Here is a 16906-nt window from a genome sequence, read left to right on the forward strand (position 1 = left end):
ATCGGGGCGCTGATCGGGTGCACCCGATCGACGCACGACGAGGGCCGGTGGTCCGCCGCGAGGCGGGCCGCCGGCCCGACGCACGTCCCGGCCTCCCGAGCCGCACCAAACGCCACGTACTGGTAGGAAAGAGGCAAAGCGCCGGACGAGCGACCGAAGGGCACTGCGCCGTGGAGCCAACCAGCCGACCGGAGGGCCCGGTGACCCAGCGCCCGGTGGGCGCCCACCGCTCCTCCCTCACCCTCCGGGTGAACGGAACCCAGCATCCTCTGACGCTCGACCACAGGACCACCGTCCTGGACGTGCTGCGGGAGCATCTGGATCTGACGGGTACCAAGAAGGGCTGCGACCACGGACAGTGCGGCGCCTGCACGGTGCTCGTCGACGGCCGTCGCGCCAACAGCTGTCTGATGCTCGCGGTCGCCCACGACGGGGCGGACATCACCACCGTCGAAGGCCTCGCCGACGGCGCGTCGCTCCACCCGTTGCAGGAGGCGTTCATCGCGCGGGACGCCCTCCAGTGCGGCTACTGCACACCGGGCCAGCTCTGCTCCGCGGTCGGCATGCTGACCGAGGCGGCCGAGGGACACCCCTCCCATGTGACACCGCCGGAGTACACGGGCGGCGGTGAGGCGGAGCTGACCCCCATGGAGATCCGGGAGCGCATGAGCGGCAATCTGTGCCGCTGCGGCGCCTACCCCTCCATCGTCCGGGCGATCGAGGACGTGGCGCGGTGAAACCCTTCGCCTACCTCCGCGCGGCCACCGCCGATCACGCCATCGACACCTTCACCTCCCGCGCCGGAGCGCAGTACCTCGCCGGCGGCACCAATCTCGTGGACCTCATGAAGCTCGGTGTCGCCGCCCCGGACCTGCTCATCGACATCCGCCGGCTGCCGTTCGACCGGATCACGGACACGGCGGAGGGAGGGCTGAACATCGGAGCGGGCGTGCGCAACAGCGATCTCGCCGCCCACCCCGGCGTCCGGTCGCGCTACCCCTGTCTCTCCCAGGCACTGCTCGCCGGGGCGTCCGGCCAGCTGCGCAACACGGCGACCACCGGCGGGAATCTGCTCCAGCGGACACGGTGCCCGTACTTCCAGGACACGACGAAGCCCTGCAACAAGCGGCTCCCCGGCAGCGGCTGCCCCGCGCGGGAGGGCTCCCACCGGGACCTCGCCGTCATCGGCCACTCCGAACACTGCGTCGCCACCCACCCGTCGGACATGGCCGTGGCCCTGTCCGCGCTGAACGCCACCGTGCATCTGTACGGCCCGGAGGGTGAGCGCGCCCTGCCCGTGACCGACTTCCACCGGCTCCCGGGCGACCGCCCCGAGCAGGACACCCTCATCCGGCCGGGTGAGCTGATCACCGCCGTGGAACTGCCACCCGGCCCCATCGGCGTCCGCTCCCGGTACCGCAAGGCCCGCGACCGGGCGTCCTACGCCTTCGCCCTCGTGTCCGTCGCCGCCGTGCTGGAGCTCGAACAGGGCGACGTGCGATACGCGGCCCTCGCGTTCGGCGGGCTCGCCCACCGCCCCTGGCGCGCTCGCGTCGCCGAGGAGGCACTGCACGGTGCGCCCGCGACCCCGGAAAACTTCGCCCGGGCCGTGGAAGCCGAGCTGGCCGCCGCCTCGCCGCTGCGGGACAACGGATTCAAGGTGCCGCTCGCCCGCAATCTCGCCGTCAGCGTGCTGACCGCGCTCGCCCCGCACCCGAACAGCGAGGACCCGTCATGACGCAGACACCGCGCGTTCTGGGGTCGCCGGCCGTACGCCGGGAGGCGGCCGACAAGGTCACGGGCGTCGCACGCTACGCGGCGGAGCACACCGCACCGGGCTGTCTCTATGCCTGGCCCGTCCCGGCCTCCATCGGCCGGGGGCGGATCACCGCCGTCCACACGGACGAGGTGCTCGCGCTGCCGGGCGTGCACGAGGTCCTCACCCACGAGAACGCGCCCCGGCTGGAACCGCCCGACGACGCCAACCTCGCGGTGCTCCAGAGCGCCGACGTTCCCCACCGCGGCTGGTACGTGGCACTCGTCGTCGCCGACAGCCCGGAGAACTCCCAAGCGGCCGCCGGCGCGCTGAGGGTGGAGTACGACGAGGAGAAGCCCGACGTCACGCTCACGGCCGACCACCCGGGCCTCTACACACCGGAGGAGGCCAACGCCGGCGCAGCCGGCCTGCGAGAGCGCGGGGACTTCGACGGAGCCTTCGCCTCGGCGGCCGTACAGGTCGACGCGACGTACAGCATGATCGCGCTGCACAACCACCCCATGGAGCCGCATGCCGCGACCGCGTGGTGGCTGGACGGACATCTGACGGTGTACGACAGCAGCCAGGGCGCGAGCACCGTACGCGACACCCTCGCCGCGATGTTCGGGCTGCGGCAGGAGAAGATCACCGTGCTCTCCGAACACGTCGGAGGCGGCTTCGGTTCCAAGGGCACCCCTAGGCCCCAGGTGGTGCTGGCCGCGATGGCCACCCGTCACACCGGGCTGCCCGTCAAGGTGGTGTTCCCCCGCCGCCAGATGGCAGCGGTCGTCGGCCATCGCGCTCCCACGATCCAGCGGGTGCGGATCGGCTCCGACACCGACGGCGTGATCAGGGCCCTCGCCCACGAGGTCGTCACGCAGACGTCCACGATCAGGGAGTTCGTCGAGCAGGCGGCCGTTCCCGCCCGCATCATGTACACCTCGCCGAACAGCCGTACCGGCCACCGGGTCACCGCCCTGGACGTCCCCACGCCCTCGTGGATGCGGGCTCCCGGCGAGGCGTCCGGCATGTACGCCCTGGAGTCGGCCATGGACGAACTCGCCGTGGCCGCCGGTGTGGACCCGGTGCTTCTGCGGCTGCGCAACGAGCCGGACGAGGAGCCCGACAGCGGCCGCCCCTTCAGCAGCCGTCACCTCACCGAGTGCCTCGCCGAAGGGGCCCGGCTCTTCGGCTGGCAGCCCAGGGACCCACAGCCGGGCATCCGCCGTGAGGGCACCCTTCTGCTGGGCACCGGGGTCGCGGCCGCCATGTACCCGGTACAGGTGAGCGCCTCCAGCGCCTCGGCGCATGCCGCGGCCGACGGCACGTTCCGCATCCGCATCAACGCGACGGACATCGGCACCGGGGCCCGTACCGTGCTCGCGCAGATCGCGGCGGACGCGCTCGGGGTACCGCTGGAGTCCGTCCGTGTGGACATCGGCAGCAGCGACCTGCCCCATGCCCCGCTGGCGGGCGGCTCCTCGGGGACGGCGTCCTGGGGCTGGTCGGTGCACAAGGCCTGCCGGACCCTCGTCGAGCGCCTGCACGGTCTGGTGAACGAGCTGCCGGCGCAGGGCCTGACGGTGACCGTCGACACGGAGGAGGAGATGGCGAAGGAATCGCCGTACTCACGGCACGCGTTCGGCGCGCACTTCGCGGAGGTCCAGGTCGACACGGTGACGGGCGAGGTCCGCGTGCGCCGGCTGCTCGGGATGTTCGCGGCCGGCCGGATCCTCAACGCCCGTACCGCCCGCTCCCAGTTCACCGGCGCGATGACGATGGGCATCGGCATGGCGCTCACGGAGGGCAGCCATCTCGACCCGGTCTTCGGCGACTTCACCGAGAGCGACCTGGCGTCGTACCACGTACCGGCGAACGCCGATGTCCCGGAGATCGAGGCGCACTGGATCGACGAGGAGGACGATCACCTCAACCCGATGGGCAGCAAGGGCATCGGGGAGATCGGCATCGTCGGCACGGCAGCGGCGATCGGCAACGCCGTCCATCACGCCATCGGGGTGCGGCTGCGGGAGCTGCCGCTCACACCGGATGTCGTCCTGCCGCACCTGGGGTCGCTGTGAGGTTCCGCCTCGCGCCATGAGGGGGAAGGGCTCATCCGTCGCGTCGATCCAGGCCGGCGAGGTGCGCGGCGCGGTCGAAGACCTCCACGAGCATCGGCTGAGTGAGCCGTCCCGTGGACGTGTTGCGCAGGCTCGGGTGGTAGCAGCCGAGCAGATGCAGATCGCTGGCCTCACCGGCCGCGGGCAGAACGACGTGTGCACCGTGGCCGAACACCGGTCGGCGGGGCGGGAGTTGACGACCCGCGTCACGCAGGACGGGCAGCAGCGCCTGCCAGCCGAATGCTCCGAGTACGACGATCACCCGCAGCGAGGGGCCGAGCAGCTCGATCTCCCGTGCCAGCCACGGGCGGCAGGTGTCCCGCTCGGCCGGGGTGGGCTTGTTCTGCGGCGGCGCGCAGCGGACGGGCGCCGTGAGCCGTACCCCGTACAGCTCCAGGCCGTCATCGATGTCGGTGCACGTCGGCCGGGATGCGAGCCCGACCTCGTACAGCGCCTTGACGAGGAAGTCTCCCGAGGGGTCGCCGGTGAACATGCGGCCGGTCCGGTTGGCGCCGTGGGCCGCGGGGGCGAGTCCGACGACGCCCAGAGCCGCGTCCGTGGGGCCGAAGCCGGGCACGGGACGACCCCAGTACTCCCGGTCCCGGAAGGCCGCCCGCTTCACCACGGCGATCTCTTCGCGCCAGGCCACGAGGCGCGGGCAGGCGCGGCACTCGGTGACGACGGAATCCAGCTCGGCGACATCGACACAGAGCGGCGCGCGGCGGGCGGGGAAGTCACCGTCGTCGGGTGCGGGCGGCGGACCTGCGGTGTCGTGCGGGCGCATACGTCCACGCTAAGGGCTGTCCCGTGGGACCCGCGTGATCCGAGGAGCGCACGGCGGGCCGGGGCGGCCGGAGCCCGAAGCCCGGAGCTCAGACCCGGTGCTCAGGCGTCCCGGCCCGCCGTGCGGCCGGACGGTCAGGTGACGGGTCTGCCGAGCAGGCTCTCGGCGTCCCCGGCTGCCGCGGGCAGCGCGTTCAGCGCGGCCACGAGCCGTTTCTCCTCGTAGACGAAGTGCGACTCCAGCAACGCGGTGAGGCCCTCCAGCTCGGCCCGTACGCGCGCGGGGTCGAGTGCCGACTCGTCGGCGACGAGTTCCTCCACCGCACGCAGAATCGCGGTGACTGCCTGGTGGTCGTGCTCCAACTCCTCGATGACGGGTTGGAGTTCGGGGTGCTGCCGGGCCAGGGCCGGGAAGGCTCCGCCGTCCTCACCGGTGTGGTGCCGGGTGAGGGCCGAACAGAAGGCCAGACAGTGTGCCCGCAGCTCCCGCGGCCGTTCGCCCCGGCCGTCGAGCCAGGCGTCGGCGTCCTCGCGGAGTTGTTCGAGTTCCTCGCGGAGCGCGAGATGAATGCCGATCAGTTGATTGCCGAGGGCCGTGATGCGGCCGTCGGGTTCGACAGGGGTGTCCATTGGGGTCCCATGGTGCGGCGCCTCCATGTCCACGGCGGTCTCTTTGCCGGGTACACCGCGACGCTGACGTGGGATCCCATCACTCCTCGGACGGCTCGTCAACCGACTTCCGCAGCCGGTCCTGCGATCCGGCCACGGGTGCGGCGGCAGCGGCCGGATCGAGGATGCGGTTGAGGAAGTTCCTTGTCCGCTCGTGCTGCGGGTCGCCCACGACCTGCGCCGCCGGTCCCTGCTCGACGATCATTCCCTCGTCCATGAACACGACCCGGTCGGCGACCTCGCGGGCGAAGCTCATCTCATGGGTGACGACCATCATCGTCATGCCCTCGGCGGCGAGCAGCCGCATGACCGACAGCACATCGCCGACCAGTTCGGGGTCGAGCGCCGAGGTCGGCTCGTCGAAGAGCATCACGGCGGGGCCCATCGACAGGGCTCGTGCGATCGCGACCCGCTGCTGCTGTCCGCCGGACAACTGCGCCGGGTAGGCGTCCGCCTTGTCGGCGAGACCGACGCGTGCCAGGTTCTCCCGGGCGACCGCCGCGGCCTGCGCCTTGTCCCGGCGGAGCACCCTGCGCTGGGGCAGGGTGAGGTTCTCGGTGACGTTCACGTGCGGGAACAGGTTGAACTGCTGGAAGACCATGCCGATACGCCGGCGCACGGCGTCGATGTCGACATCGAGGTCGGTGACCTCGGTGCCGCCGACGAAGACCTGGCCCTCGTTCGGCTCCTCCAGAAGGTTCACACAGCGCAGCAGTGTCGACTTGCCCGAGCCGGACGGGCCGATGACACACACCACCTCGCCGCGGCCGATCTCCAGGTCGATGCCCCGCAGGACGTGGTTGTCCCCGAAGGACTTGTGCAGCCCTCGGATCTCGATCTCCGGGCGGTCGGTGGCCATGGTTTCCGCGGTCTCCGTCTTTTTCGGCATCTCGTCCTCACCTGGCCTTGTCGGCGCGCGCTTCGAGGCGGCGCACCACGAAGCTCAGCGGCACGGTCACGAGGAGGTAGCACATGCCCGCGACCAGGATCGGTGTGGAGTTGGCCGTCTCGCTCGCGAGGTCACGGCCGAACTTGGTCAGCTCCCGTTCGTCCAGCGTCACGCCGAGGAACAGCACCAGCGAGGAGTCCTTGAACAGCAGGACGAGTTCGTTGGTGAGCGGCGGGATGACGATGCGGAAGGCCTGCGGGATGATCACCGACACCATGGCGCGGGCATGCGAGAAGCCCAGCGACCGGGCGGCCTCCATCTGTCCCTTGGGGACCGCCTGGATACCCGCCCGAATCGTTTCCGCCATGTAGGCCGCCGCGACCAGACCGAGGCCGAGCGCGACCTTGCCGTACGTACCACCGGGGATTTCCACCCCCGGGAACGCGAGCGGGATCGCCACACCCACGAAGATGAAGATCAGCAGGGCGGGCAGGCCGCGGAAGACCTCGATGTAGACGCCGGCGAACCACCGGTAGGGCGCCACCGACGACAGCCGCATCAGCGCGATGATCAGCCCGAGCACCAGCCCGAAGATGAACCCGGAGAGGGTGTACACCACCGTGTTGCGCAGGGCGATGGTGATGATGTCGGGGAAGAGCCGCGAGGCCAGGTCGGTCTGCGCGAACTGCTGCTGGAGCCGGTCCCAGTCGGCGAAGACGCCGATCAGGACCAGCACCGCCACGAAGACCGCGTACTGGATGCCCTGCGAGATGCGGCGTTGCTGCCGCTTGGTCAGCCGAGAGGTCACGACGAAGCCTTGGGCAGCGGACCGATCCACTGCTGGTAGAGCTTGTTGTACGTGCCGTCGGCGCGCGCGTCGGTGATCGCCTTGTTGAGCGCGGCGAGGAGCTTGGCGTTGCCCTTCTTCACCGTGAAGCCGTACTGCTCACCGGTCTCGATGTTCTGCCCGAGGGCGAACTCGGCGGCGTTCTTCTTGTCCTTGAGCCAGCCCTGGACGACGGGGTAGTCGATGACGACGGCGTCGACCTGGCCGGTGCGCAGACCGTTGAGGACGGCGTCGGAGCTCTCGAAGGCGACGGGGTTGAAGCCCTGCTCCTTGGCGTAGCTCTCGCCGGTGGTCTCCGCCTGTGCGCCGAGCTTCTTGTTCTTGGCCTTCACGTCGGCGAGCGAGGTCACACCGCTCTTCTTGGTGGCGAGGAGGGCCTGGGTGGCGTCGAAGTAGGGAACGGAGAAGTCGACGTTCTTCTTGCGCTCCTCGGTGATCGTCATGCCGGCGGCCGCGAGGTCGCACTCGCCGGAGTTGAGGAAGGCACCGGTCTTGAAGTTCTCGAACGGGGTGTCGAGGATCTTCTGTTCGACCTTGAGGTTCTTCGCCGCCAGGTCCACCAGGGCGACGTCGAAGCCGACGATCTTGCCGTTCTTCTCGAACTGGAACGGCGGGTAGGGCAGATGGGTGCAGGTGGTCAGCTTGCCCTTCTCCACGACGGGCACACCGCCCGCGGCCTCTCCCGGACCGTCGCTGCCGGAGGAACAGCCGACGGCAAGGAACATCCCCGCGGCGGCAGTACCGGCCGCGGCGCGGATGCGGAAGCTGCTGCGGTGACTGCGGTGTCCTCTGGCCGTCCAGAACACGGTTGACCTCCATGGGGTACAGGGCGGGCGGTGACACGACGAGACCGTCCGTCGCGATCGTAAGGCACCGGCGGCGGTAGGTGAGGGAGCTGTCCACCATGCGTTCGGGCCGGTCCGACACGGTGTCCGGCCTGCGGCTCTGCGTGATCGTCAGCCCGGTCCCATGAGCCGGTCGAATGGCCGGAAAGGTGGTCGCGGGAAGCGGTACCGGCGCCGTATCGCGGACGGACAGGTCGTGGTCGTCCAGCGCGGGGTGCGCGGTCAGTTCGTGTCGATGACGAGCTCCGGCCGGTCCCACATCACCGCGGGCGGACGGGCGCGGACCGTGCCGGTCCGCCGGGCACCGACACTCAGATAGAAGCCTTCGGCGGGCGGATGGGCGACGACGCGTACGGCCTCGATCCCGGCGGCCTTCGCCTCGGCGACCATGTGGGCGACGAGGAGCCGGCCGATGCCCCGGCCCTGCGCGCTGTCCGCGACGAACATCAGGTCCAGTTCGGGCGGGTCGAGGAGCAGCGCGTAGAAGCCGAGCACGGCGCCGGTCTCGTCGGCCGCGACGAAGACCCGGTGGGTCTCGATGTAGTCGGGGCCGACCCGGTAGCCGGAGACCATCGGGGCGTAGGGGCCCTCGTAGGCGCGTGACTTTCGCACCAGGGCGGTGAGCCGTTTCCCGTCCCGGGCGGTGGCCCGCCGGATCAGCGCGGCCTGCCGCCGCCCGCCCCGGCCGGCTCCTGTCATGTCCGACTGCATGGAACGAGTATTGCCCGCCGGTGATCCATGAGGAAAAGGAGCCGAGGGCGGCCCTTTGCGCCAAGGGTTGGAAGTGGCGGGAGTGTGTCTGGCGTGAGGCGCGTGCACGCGGTGGAATGTGCGCGCGCTCCCCGCGTGATCGTCACCTTCCGGGCCCTGGAGACACGATGGCGAGACACACCGCATTACGTTCGGCACGCAGGCTCGGCGTCACCGCGCTCGCCGCCTCCCTGCTCACCGCACTCCCGGCGCCGGTGGCGCACGCGGACGACGAGCCGGCGTTGAAGATCGTCGGCAACCGGACCGAGCCCGCCTTCTCCCGCGCCGACGCCGTCTCGCAGCTCGTCGACGTCGAGACCGAGGCGGACAGCGATCACGACGGCAGACGGGACACGGTCCGGATGCGGATCCTGCGCCCGAAGGAGACGGACGCCGGGCTGAGGGTCGCCACGATCATCGAGGCGAGTCCGTACTGGGGCGGCGGCAACGATGTGCCGTTCCACCCGGTGGATCTCGACGAGGACGGTCTGCCCGACGGCAGGCGGCTCGGCGGCCAGACCCGGCTGCCGGGGCTCATCGGCCCTTCGGTGCCGTTCTCCGGCTACACCGACAACTACTTCCTGCCGCGCGGGTACGCGGTCGCGCAGGTCGACAGCCTCGGCACCGGTGACTCGACCGGCTGCCCGACCTCCGGCGGACGTAATGAGACGCTCGGCGCCAAGGCGGCCGTGGACTGGCTGAACGGACGCGCCAGGGGCTGGGATCCGACCGGGCGGCCGGTGGGTGCCGCATGGTCGACGGGCAACGCGGCCATGATGGGGATCTCGTACAACGGGACGCTGCCGACCGCCGTCGCCGGGACGGGGGTGAGAGGTCTGAAGGCCATCGTGCCGATCTCCGGGATCTCCTCCTGGTACGACTACTACCGGGCGGGCGGCGGGGTGGTGGCTCCGGGCGGCTATCAGGGCGAGGACACCGACGTTCTCGCCAAGGGCGTCTACAGCCGCACCGACCGCGAGATCTGCCGGCCGGTGCTGGACCGCCTCACCGCCGAGCAGGACCGCGTCACCGGGGACTGGAGCAGGTTCTGGGCCGAGCGGGACTACCTGCGGGATGTCGGCAGGATCCGCGCCGGTGTCTTCGCGGTGCACGGCGGCAACGACTGGAACGTGAAGACGCAGCACTTCGGCCAGTTGTGGCAGGCGCTGAAGAAGCACGACGTGCCCCGCAAGATGTGGCTGCACCAGGCCGGTCACATCAACCCGATGCCCCTGCGGATGGAGGAATGGCTTCGCCAGCTGCACCAGTGGTTCGACTACTGGCTGTACGACCTGGACAACGGCGCGCTCGACGAGCCGCCGGTCGAGGTCGAGCAGGCGGACTTCAGCTGGCGCCGTCAGTCCGACTGGCCGGCCCGCGGCACGCGCGATCTGACGCTGCGTCTGGGTGCGCGTGGACTGGGGGCGTTGCCGGGAGTGCCGGTGAAGCAGTCACTCACGGACTCGGGCCGTACCCTGCCGGCGGAGACGCTGGTTGCCGATCCCGACAGCGCCGACCCGAACCGGCTCGCCTACACCACCGGCCCGCTGCCGAGCGATCTGCGGGTCAACGGTGTGCCCGAGGTGTCGGTGCGTGCCTCGCTGGACGGGACATCGCCGTACGTCACGGCGCTGCTCGTCGACTACGGCCGGGACACCCGGGCTACGGCCGGCACGGTGGCCGACACGTCGCAGCTCGTCTGCTACGGCGAGGGCATCCCCGGGGACACCGGCTGCGCCTACCGCACGGCACACCGCACCGAGACGACCGACTTCAAGATCGTCTCGCGCGGCTGGCTGGACGCCCGCAACCGTCACTCGCTCTCCCGCGAGGACCGGGTGGTCGAGGGGCGCGAGTACCGGCTGGAGTGGGCGATGCAGCCCCAGGACCATGTGTTCAAGAAGGGGCACCGGCTGGGCGTGGTGCTGATCTCGACCGACCACGACTACACGCTGCGGTACCCCGCGGGTACCCGGATGACCGTACGCACCGGCGTCAGCAGTATCACGCTGCCGGTGGCGCGGTGACCTACGGCCCATCGGGTGCGGCGCGGCGGCACCTGCGTCTCGTCGAGTACTGACGGGCGCCGGCCGGGGCGGGCGGCGGCGGCCGGCCCCGGCGGCGCTCCGTCGTGATCAGGCCGCGCGCCAGTAACCGAGGGCGTTGACCTGCTCCTTCGGCAGGGCCAGGTCCTTGCGCGCGAAGGTGCCGAGCGAACGGGTCGTCGCCGTGTCGCAGGCGACCCAGACGTACGCCCCTGGGTTGTCGCGCAGCAGACCGGGCAGGGCCTCCTTCACCTCGGTGACGAGGTGGTTGCCGGCCTCGCGGCGCGGTACCAGGCGCAGTTCGTGGAGAGCCGGGTCCAGGCGCAGCGGCAGCTCCTTGTCGGAGTCGTGCGTCGTCTCGAACCAGATCACCGCGGGCACCGCGGGGAGCGCGGCGAGCAGGGAGTTGATGGCGGGGAGCGAGGCGGGGTCTCCGACGACGAGGAGCTTGGCGGGGAGCGGGTCGGGCGTGATGAAGCCCGTCCCCTGGAGGGTCGCCTCGACGGTGTCGCCGGGCTGCGCCTTCCGCGCCCACTCGCTGGCGCAGCCGTCGTGCAGGGCGAATTCGAGACTGAACGTCCCCGCGTCGGGGTCGGCGTCCACCAGGGTGTAGGCGCGCTGATGCGGCTTTCCCGCGTTGTCGAACCACACACGGACCCACATGGTGGGGTGGACCCCGGTCTGGGCCAGCATGCCGCCGTCGGTGAAGTGCACCCGCCGGAAGTGGTCGGTGACGTCCTCGCTTCCTGTCACGGTGAATGCGAAGTCCTTGCCTCGCATCAGTTTGAGGACGACGCCCTCCCAGCCATGCCCCACAGCCCGCTCCTTCCCCCTTGGTCCGGGATTGTCTCCCGAACATCCGTGCTCTAATTTAGGCCAGCCTAACCTAAGCACTCGGGGGATTGAGCCAACAGGGCGGGGAAAAGTGGACATCAGGAATTACCGCGACGCCTGGGGGGTCCCGCATCTGCGGGCCGGCAGCGCGGCCGAACTCGCCTGGGCGCAGGGGCGCAACGCCGCCCTCGACCGGGCGTGGCAGATCGAGGTGGAGAGACACAGGGCGCAGGGCACCTCCGCGTCCTTCCTGGGAAGTGGCGCCGTCGGCTGGGACCGGTTCGCCCGGCAGTCGCGTCTCGACGACACCGCGCGGCGCTGTTTCGAGCGCCTGGAACCCGCTACGGCGGCCTGGATCACCAGCTATGTCGACGGGGTCAACGCCGGCCTGGACGAAGGAGCGGGGCGCGCGCCGCAGTTCGCGTCGACAGGTCTCGCACCGACACCGTGGCAGCCGTGGGTGCCGCTCGGCATCTGGCTGAGCACGCACATCCTCTTCGCGGGCTTCCCCACCAAGCTGTGGCGCGAGGAGGTCGCCCGGGCGCTGGGCGAGGACGTGATCGATCTGTTCGCCACCGACGGCATGGGCCAGGCGGGCAGCAACGGCTGGCTCGTCGATGCGGACCGTACGGCGAGCGGTGCCCCGCTCATCGCCGGCGACCCGCACCGGTTCATCGAGGACCCGGGCATCTACCAGCAGATCCATCTCGCCTGCCCGGAGTTCGACGTCGTCGGACTGGCCGTGCCGGGAGTCCCCGGCATCGCACACTTCGGCCACGCCGGCTCGGTCGCCTGGGCGATCACCAATGCGATGGCCGACTATCAGGACCTCTACCGCGAGCAATTCCGCGACCGCGACGGGGAGTTGGAGGCGCTGGGCCCCGACGGCTGGCGCTCCGTCTCCGTGCACAGCGAGACCATCGAGGTGGCGGACGCCGACCCCGTCACCGTGGAGGTGGTGGAGACCGAACGCGGCCCCGTCATCATCGGCGGCCCCGGGGAGGCCGAGTCGATCAGCCTGCGCATTCCGCCGCGTGTCACCGGCGAGCTCGGGTTCGACGCACTGCCCGCACTGCTGCGGGCCCGCACGGTCGGCGATGTGGACCGGGCCTTCGACCGGTGGGCCGAGCCGGTCAATGTGGTCCAGGCCGCCGACACCGAGGGCGGGGTGCTGCACCGCGTGGCGGGACGCGTCCCGGTGCGCCACCCCGACAACATGCTGCGGGTCGTGCCCGCGTGGGAGGCGGGTCACGACTGGGACGGCTGGCACGAGTCACCGCGACGGCCCGTCGACGGTATCGCCGTGATGGCCAACGAGCGGAGCATCGCCGGCCCGCTCGGTGTCGAGTTCGCTCCCCCGCACCGGGCCGAGCGCATCCGCACCCTGCTGCACGAGCAGCACTCCTGGACCGCCGAGGGCATGGCCGTCGTCCATATGGACACCCAACTGGACTCGGCGAAGCCGCTGTTGCGGCTCGTCGCCGGTGCCGACGGGCTGAGCCCCGAGGCGGCCCGTCTGCGGGAACGGCTGGCCGGCTGGAACCGGCGGATGGACGCCGACAGCGAGGTCGCGGCGGCGTACGCCCGACTGCGCTCCGTCGTGGTGCGGTTGGTCGCGGAGCACCCGGCGCTCGAGAAGCTCGCCGGGCAGGTCGACCCCGGCGCCTACCCCGAGGCCCTGCGGCCCTGGCTGGCACTGGTCCCCAAGGTCGCCTTCGCCCTGGAAGGGCTGCTCGTGACCTCCGCGCTGCCGGAACTCGACCGCCAGGACCTCGTACGAAGGGCCCTGGAGGAGGCCGCCACTGCCGCGCCGACCGCTGCCACCTGGGGCGAGACGCACCGGCTCGCGCCCTGGCAGGCAGAGCCGGACGGCGAGCCGGAGGAGTGGCCGGGGCTCTCCGGCGACCAGGACTGTGTGCTGTCCACCTCCAGCATCCCGGGCATCAGCGACCTCAGCGCCCGCGGCCCCGCCGCGCGCTACGTCTGGGACCTGGCCCGCCGCGACGACAGCCTCTGGGTGGTGCCGCTCGGCGCCTCCGGCGCCGCGGGCGACCCGCACCGGCGCGACCAGCTGCCGCTGTGGCTGCACGGCGGTTTCGTCCCCGTCATCACCGACTGGAACCTACTCACCGAGGAAGACATGCCCGCTGAACACGCCACCCGCTCCCGTACGGCCGTGCACGAGGCCGCCGTCGACGGGTTCGGTACGGTCCGCGTCGTCCCGCTGGACCCCGCCGCCGACGCGGCTCTCGTCCACCGCTGGGTCACCGAGGCGCGCGCCCGGTACTGGGGCATGGCCGGTCACACCCGCCAACAGGTGCAGGAGATCTACGAGTTCGTGGACTCGCTCGCCACTCACCACGCCTACCTCGTCCACCGCGACGACGAGCCGGTCGCGCTCTTCCAGACGTACGAGCCGGGCGCCGACCCGGTCGGTGAGTGCTACGACGTGCAGCCCGGCGACTTCGGCATCCATCTGCTGGTCGGCCCTCCGGCCGCGGGCGCATCGCAGCGCGGCTTCACCAGTGCCCTGATGACGGCGCTGGTGGGATTCGTCCTGAAGGACCCGCAGGTCCTGCGGGTGGTCGTCGAGCCCGACGCCCGCAACGAGAAGGCCGTCGCGCGCATGGTCCGGTCCGGCTTCGTGCTCGGGCCCGAGATCGACAAGCCGGAGAAGAGGGCGCAGTTGGCCTTTCTCAGCCGAGAGACGCTCGACAGCTGGGCGCTCGTCGGACCGTGACGTAGCCGGCCGCCGGTCGAAGCTCCAGGGGCAGTGACATGCCCGACCGCCGCCGCTGAACCAGCGGCGGCGGTCGGGCTGTTCGTCAGCAGATACGCGGGAGTTGCTCGCCGAGCGGCATGTCGACCACGCGAGTGCCGCCGAGACCGGTGGCCGCGACCACCATCCCCGCGTGCTCCTCGACGCAGTGGCCGATCGACACGGACTCCTTGCCCAGGGGGTGGGCGCGCATGGCCGCGAGAACGGCGTCCGCGTGGTCCGGCGGCACGAACGCCACGAGCTTGCCCTCGTTGGCGACGTACAGCGGGTCGAGCCCGAGGAAGGCACAGGCGTTGGCGACCGTGTCGGGCACGGGCAGGGACCGCTCGTCGAGCGTGACGCCCACGCCCGCGGCCGCCGCGATCTCGTTGAGGGAGGTGGCCAGACCACCGCGGGTCGGATCGCGCAGGACGTGGATGTCCGGGCACACCGCCAGCATGTCCGCCACCAGCCCGGCCAGGCACGCGGTGTCGCTCTGGATCTCGACGCCGAACTCCAGCCCTTCGCGCACGCTCATGATCGCCACACCGTGCACGCCGATCGGTCCGCTGACGAGGACCACATCGCCGGGCGCCGCGCGCTGCGGACGGATGTCGATGCCGTCCGGGATCAGGCCGATGCCCGCGGTGTTGATGAAGATTCCGTCACCGTGGCCGGCGTCGACGACCTTCGTGTCCCCGGTGGCGATGACCACCCCGGCCGTCCTGGCTGCTTCTCCGAGTGCTTCGGCCACCCGCCCGACGAGGGCGAGTTCGACGCCTTCCTCCAGGATGAATCCACAGGAGAGGTAGGCGGGCACGGCTCCCACCATCGCCAGGTCGTTGACCGTCCCGTTGACCGCGAGGTCGCCGATGCTGCCGCCGGGGAAGAACAGGGGCCGCACCACGAACGAGTCGGTCGAGAACGCGAGACGGGCGCCGCCGAGTGTCAGGTGTGCGGAGTCGCCCAGTTCGGCGAGGACGTCGCTGCCGAACGCCGGCGCGAACAGATGCTCCACCAGCTCGGCGGAGAGCGTCCCGCCGCCGCCGTGCCCCATCACGATCCGCTCGTGATCGCGCAGGGGCGCCGGGCAGGTCCACCCGGAGAAGTCGACGGGTGCCGAAGCGGAGTCAGCCAACGGAACTCGCCTCCTTGTTCGGTGCCTCCAGCCGCCGGTACAGGTAGTACGCGGCGCAGGCGCCCTCGCTGGAGACCATGGTGGCGCCGAGCGGGTTGCGCGGCGTGCACTCCTTGCCGAAGGCGGCGCACTCGTGCGGCTTGATGAGGCCCTGGAGCACCTCGCCGCTGCGGCAGACCGTGGACTCCTCGGTGTCGATGCCGGTCACCGAGAAGCGGTATTCGGCGTCGTACTCCCGGTACTTGGGCGACAGGCGCCAGCCGCTCTGCGGAATCATGCCGATGCCGCGCCACGCCCGGTCGGTGACCTCGAAGACGTCGGCCAGCATGGCCTGGGCGGCAGGACTGCCGCCGGCCTGCACGGCGCGTGGGTAGGCGTTCTCCAGCGTGTGCTGCCCGGCCTCCAGCTGCCGCACGGCGCGGCGGATGCCCTCCAGGATGTCCAGGGGCTCGAAACCGGTGACCACGATCGGCACCCGGTGCTTCTCGGCGAGACCGGGGTACTCGCCGGTGCCCATGACGGTGCACACATGGCCGGCGGCGAGGAATGCCTCCACCCGGCAGTCCGGGGAGTTCATGATCGCGTCGATGGCCGGGGGTACCCGGACGTGGGAGACCAGCAGGCTGAAGTTGGAGATGCCGAGCTTCTTGGCCTGGTAGACGGTCATCGCGTTCGGGGGTGCCGTGGTCTCGAAGCCGATGCCGAAGAAGACGACCTGACGGTCCGGGTTCTCCTGAGCGATCCGCAGCGAGTCCAGGGGCGAGTACACCACGCGTACGTCAGCGCCCTCGCTCTTGACCTTGAAGAGATCGCGGCCGCTGCCGGGCACGCGCAGCATGTCGCCGAAGGAGCAGAAGATCACGTCCGGGCGGGAGGCGATCTCCAGGGCCTTGTCGATGATCTCCAGCGGGGTGACGCAGACGGGGCAGCCCGGCCCGTGGATCAGCTGGATCTCCTCGGGGAGCAGTTGGTCGATGCCGTGCCGGATGATCGAGTGCGTCTGTCCGCCGCAGACCTCCATGAGCGACCACGGCTGGGTGGTGACGGCCCGGATGTCGTCGAAGAGCCGCTTGGCGAGGACCGGGTCGCTGAACTCGTCCAGATACTTCATGACCGCGCCTCCTTGTCGACGGGTTCCACGGGGGTGTCCCCGGCGCCGGGGAGTTCGGTGCCGGCGGGGCGTTCCGCGCCCGCGTCCCGGGCAGCCCTGCCCCAGGCGTCGCCGAACTCCTCCTCGAGCACGCCAAGGTTCTCGAAGAGTTCGAGAGTCTGCTTGGCCGATTCCTCGTCCAGGCGTTGCAGCGCGAAGCCCACATGGACGATCGCGTAGTCCCCGACCTGCATGTCCGGCACGTATTCCAGACATACGTCCTTGACGACGCCGCCGAAGTCCACCTTGGCCATCCGCGTCGCGTCACGTTCCTCGATCTCCAGCACTCTGCCGGGTACGGCCAGACACATGATGCGTTCCT

General features: G+C 70.8%; 15 protein-coding genes. 5 read left to right on the forward strand and 10 right to left on the reverse strand.

Annotated features, from left to right (window positions below; genetic code table 11):
• Positions 1–200: 200 nt before the first annotated feature.
• From ACQPWZ_RS02870 to ACQPWZ_RS02880, 3 genes are read left to right on the forward strand one after another with little or no spacing between them, the layout of a single operon-like run.
• Positions 201–737: a 2Fe-2S iron-sulfur cluster-binding protein gene (locus tag ACQPWZ_RS02870; protein ID WP_340471533.1), complete on the forward strand. Its 537-nt coding sequence runs from the start codon at positions 201–203 to the stop codon at positions 735–737.
• Positions 734–1738, forward strand: a complete 1005-nt coding sequence (locus tag ACQPWZ_RS02875; RefSeq protein ID WP_433570516.1) for an FAD binding domain-containing protein — start codon at positions 734–736, stop codon at positions 1736–1738. The genes ACQPWZ_RS02870 and ACQPWZ_RS02875 overlap by 4 nt, the downstream gene beginning before the upstream one ends.
• Entirely contained in the window at positions 1735–3837 is a 2103-nt protein-coding gene (locus ACQPWZ_RS02880) for a xanthine dehydrogenase family protein molybdopterin-binding subunit (RefSeq protein WP_433570517.1), read from the forward strand. The genes ACQPWZ_RS02875 and ACQPWZ_RS02880 overlap by 4 nt, the downstream gene beginning before the upstream one ends.
• A 31-nt stretch (positions 3838–3868) precedes the next feature.
• Here the strand turns inward: ACQPWZ_RS02880 and ACQPWZ_RS02885 are convergent, their stop codons facing one another.
• The 6 genes from ACQPWZ_RS02885 to ACQPWZ_RS02910 form a co-directional block, all read right to left on the reverse strand.
• A complete protein-coding gene (locus ACQPWZ_RS02885; RefSeq protein WP_433570518.1) occupies positions 3869–4660 on the reverse strand; it encodes a uracil-DNA glycosylase in 792 nt (263 codons plus the stop codon).
• Between the two features lie 134 nt (positions 4661–4794).
• On the reverse strand, positions 4795–5289 hold the full coding sequence (locus ACQPWZ_RS02890) for a hemerythrin domain-containing protein (RefSeq protein ID WP_433570519.1): 495 nt from the start codon (positions 5287–5289) through the stop codon (positions 4795–4797).
• A gap of 79 nt (positions 5290–5368) precedes the next feature.
• Positions 5369–6187, reverse strand: coding sequence for an amino acid ABC transporter ATP-binding protein (locus ACQPWZ_RS02895; protein WP_340477710.1), 819 nt, complete (start codon positions 6185–6187; stop codon positions 5369–5371).
• A gap of 37 nt (positions 6188–6224) precedes the next feature.
• Positions 6225–7025, reverse strand: a complete 801-nt coding sequence (locus ACQPWZ_RS02900; protein ID WP_340471538.1) for an amino acid ABC transporter permease — start codon at positions 7023–7025, stop codon at positions 6225–6227.
• Entirely contained in the window at positions 7022–7789 is a 768-nt protein-coding gene (locus tag ACQPWZ_RS02905; protein ID WP_327686974.1) for an ABC transporter substrate-binding protein, read from the reverse strand. Before ACQPWZ_RS02905 ends, ACQPWZ_RS02900 begins: the two co-directional genes overlap by 4 nt.
• Before the next feature lie 342 nt (positions 7790–8131).
• Positions 8132–8620: a GNAT family N-acetyltransferase gene (locus tag ACQPWZ_RS02910; RefSeq protein ID WP_340471539.1), complete on the reverse strand. Its 489-nt coding sequence runs from the start codon at positions 8618–8620 to the stop codon at positions 8132–8134.
• A gap of 167 nt (positions 8621–8787) precedes the next feature.
• On the opposite strand from ACQPWZ_RS02910, the gene ACQPWZ_RS02915 reads away from it, so the two are divergent.
• Positions 8788–10686 carry a Xaa-Pro dipeptidyl-peptidase gene (locus ACQPWZ_RS02915; protein ID WP_433570520.1) on the forward strand — a complete coding sequence of 633 codons (1899 nt, stop codon included), beginning with the start codon at positions 8788–8790 and terminating at the stop codon, positions 10684–10686.
• Positions 10687–10794: 108 nt separating this feature from the next.
• Here the strand turns inward: ACQPWZ_RS02915 and ACQPWZ_RS02920 are convergent, their stop codons facing one another.
• Entirely contained in the window at positions 10795–11520 is a 726-nt protein-coding gene (locus tag ACQPWZ_RS02920; protein WP_433570521.1) for a siderophore-interacting protein, read from the reverse strand.
• 109 nt (positions 11521–11629) lie between these two features.
• Between ACQPWZ_RS02920 and ACQPWZ_RS02925 the strand changes: the two genes are divergently transcribed.
• A complete protein-coding gene (locus ACQPWZ_RS02925; protein WP_433570522.1) occupies positions 11630–14278 on the forward strand; it encodes a GNAT family N-acetyltransferase in 2649 nt (882 codons plus the stop codon).
• An 85-nt stretch (positions 14279–14363) separates the two neighbouring features.
• Here ACQPWZ_RS02925 and hypE read toward each other — a convergent pair whose 3' ends face one another.
• The 3 genes from hypE to ACQPWZ_RS02940 all read right to left on the reverse strand — a co-directional run bounded on the left by hypE (position 14364) and on the right by ACQPWZ_RS02940 (position 16895).
• Positions 14364–15353, reverse strand: a complete 990-nt coding sequence (hypE, locus tag ACQPWZ_RS02930) for a hydrogenase expression/formation protein HypE (RefSeq protein WP_433573759.1) — start codon at positions 15351–15353, stop codon at positions 14364–14366.
• 73 nt (positions 15354–15426) lie between these two features.
• The gene (gene hypD, locus ACQPWZ_RS02935) at positions 15427–16545 is read right to left on the reverse strand and encodes a hydrogenase formation protein HypD (RefSeq protein WP_340471543.1); all 1119 of its coding nucleotides are present in this window, start codon (positions 16543–16545) and stop codon (positions 15427–15429) included.
• Entirely contained in the window at positions 16542–16895 is a 354-nt protein-coding gene (locus tag ACQPWZ_RS02940; RefSeq protein WP_340471544.1) for a HypC/HybG/HupF family hydrogenase formation chaperone, read from the reverse strand. The genes hypD and ACQPWZ_RS02940 overlap by 4 nt, the downstream gene beginning before the upstream one ends.
• Positions 16896–16906: the final 11 nt, after the last annotated feature.

Source organism: Streptomyces sp. CA-251247 (genome assembly GCF_050952975.1).
GTDB lineage: Bacteria > Actinomycetota > Actinomycetes > Streptomycetales > Streptomycetaceae > Streptomyces > Streptomyces achmelvichensis.

Coding starts and splice junctions, on each gene's coding strand:
- ACQPWZ_RS02880 (WP_433570517.1), top strand. CDS start 1,735: ATGACGCAGACACCGCGCGTTCTGGGGTCGCCGGCCGTACGCCGGGAG.
- ACQPWZ_RS02885 (WP_433570518.1), bottom strand. CDS start 4,660: ATGCGCCCGCACGACACCGCAGGTCCGCCGCCCGCACCCGACGACGGT.
- ACQPWZ_RS02890 (WP_433570519.1), bottom strand. CDS start 5,289: ATGGACACCCCTGTCGAACCCGACGGCCGCATCACGGCCCTCGGCAAT.
- ACQPWZ_RS02895 (WP_340477710.1), bottom strand. CDS start 6,187: ATGGCCACCGACCGCCCGGAGATCGAGATCCGAGGGCTGCACAAGTCC.
- ACQPWZ_RS02905 (WP_327686974.1), bottom strand. CDS start 7,789: ATGTTCCTTGCCGTCGGCTGTTCCTCCGGCAGCGACGGTCCGGGAGAG.
- ACQPWZ_RS02910 (WP_340471539.1), bottom strand. CDS start 8,620: ATGCAGTCGGACATGACAGGAGCCGGCCGGGGCGGGCGGCGGCAGGCC.
- ACQPWZ_RS02915 (WP_433570520.1), top strand. CDS start 8,788: ATGGCGAGACACACCGCATTACGTTCGGCACGCAGGCTCGGCGTCACC.
- hypE (WP_433573759.1), bottom strand. CDS start 15,353: ATGGGGCACGGCGGCGGCGGGACGCTCTCCGCCGAGCTGGTGGAGCAT.
- hypD (WP_340471543.1), bottom strand. CDS start 16,545: ATGAAGTATCTGGACGAGTTCAGCGACCCGGTCCTCGCCAAGCGGCTC.
- ACQPWZ_RS02940 (WP_340471544.1), bottom strand. CDS start 16,895: ATGTGTCTGGCCGTACCCGGCAGAGTGCTGGAGATCGAGGAACGTGAC.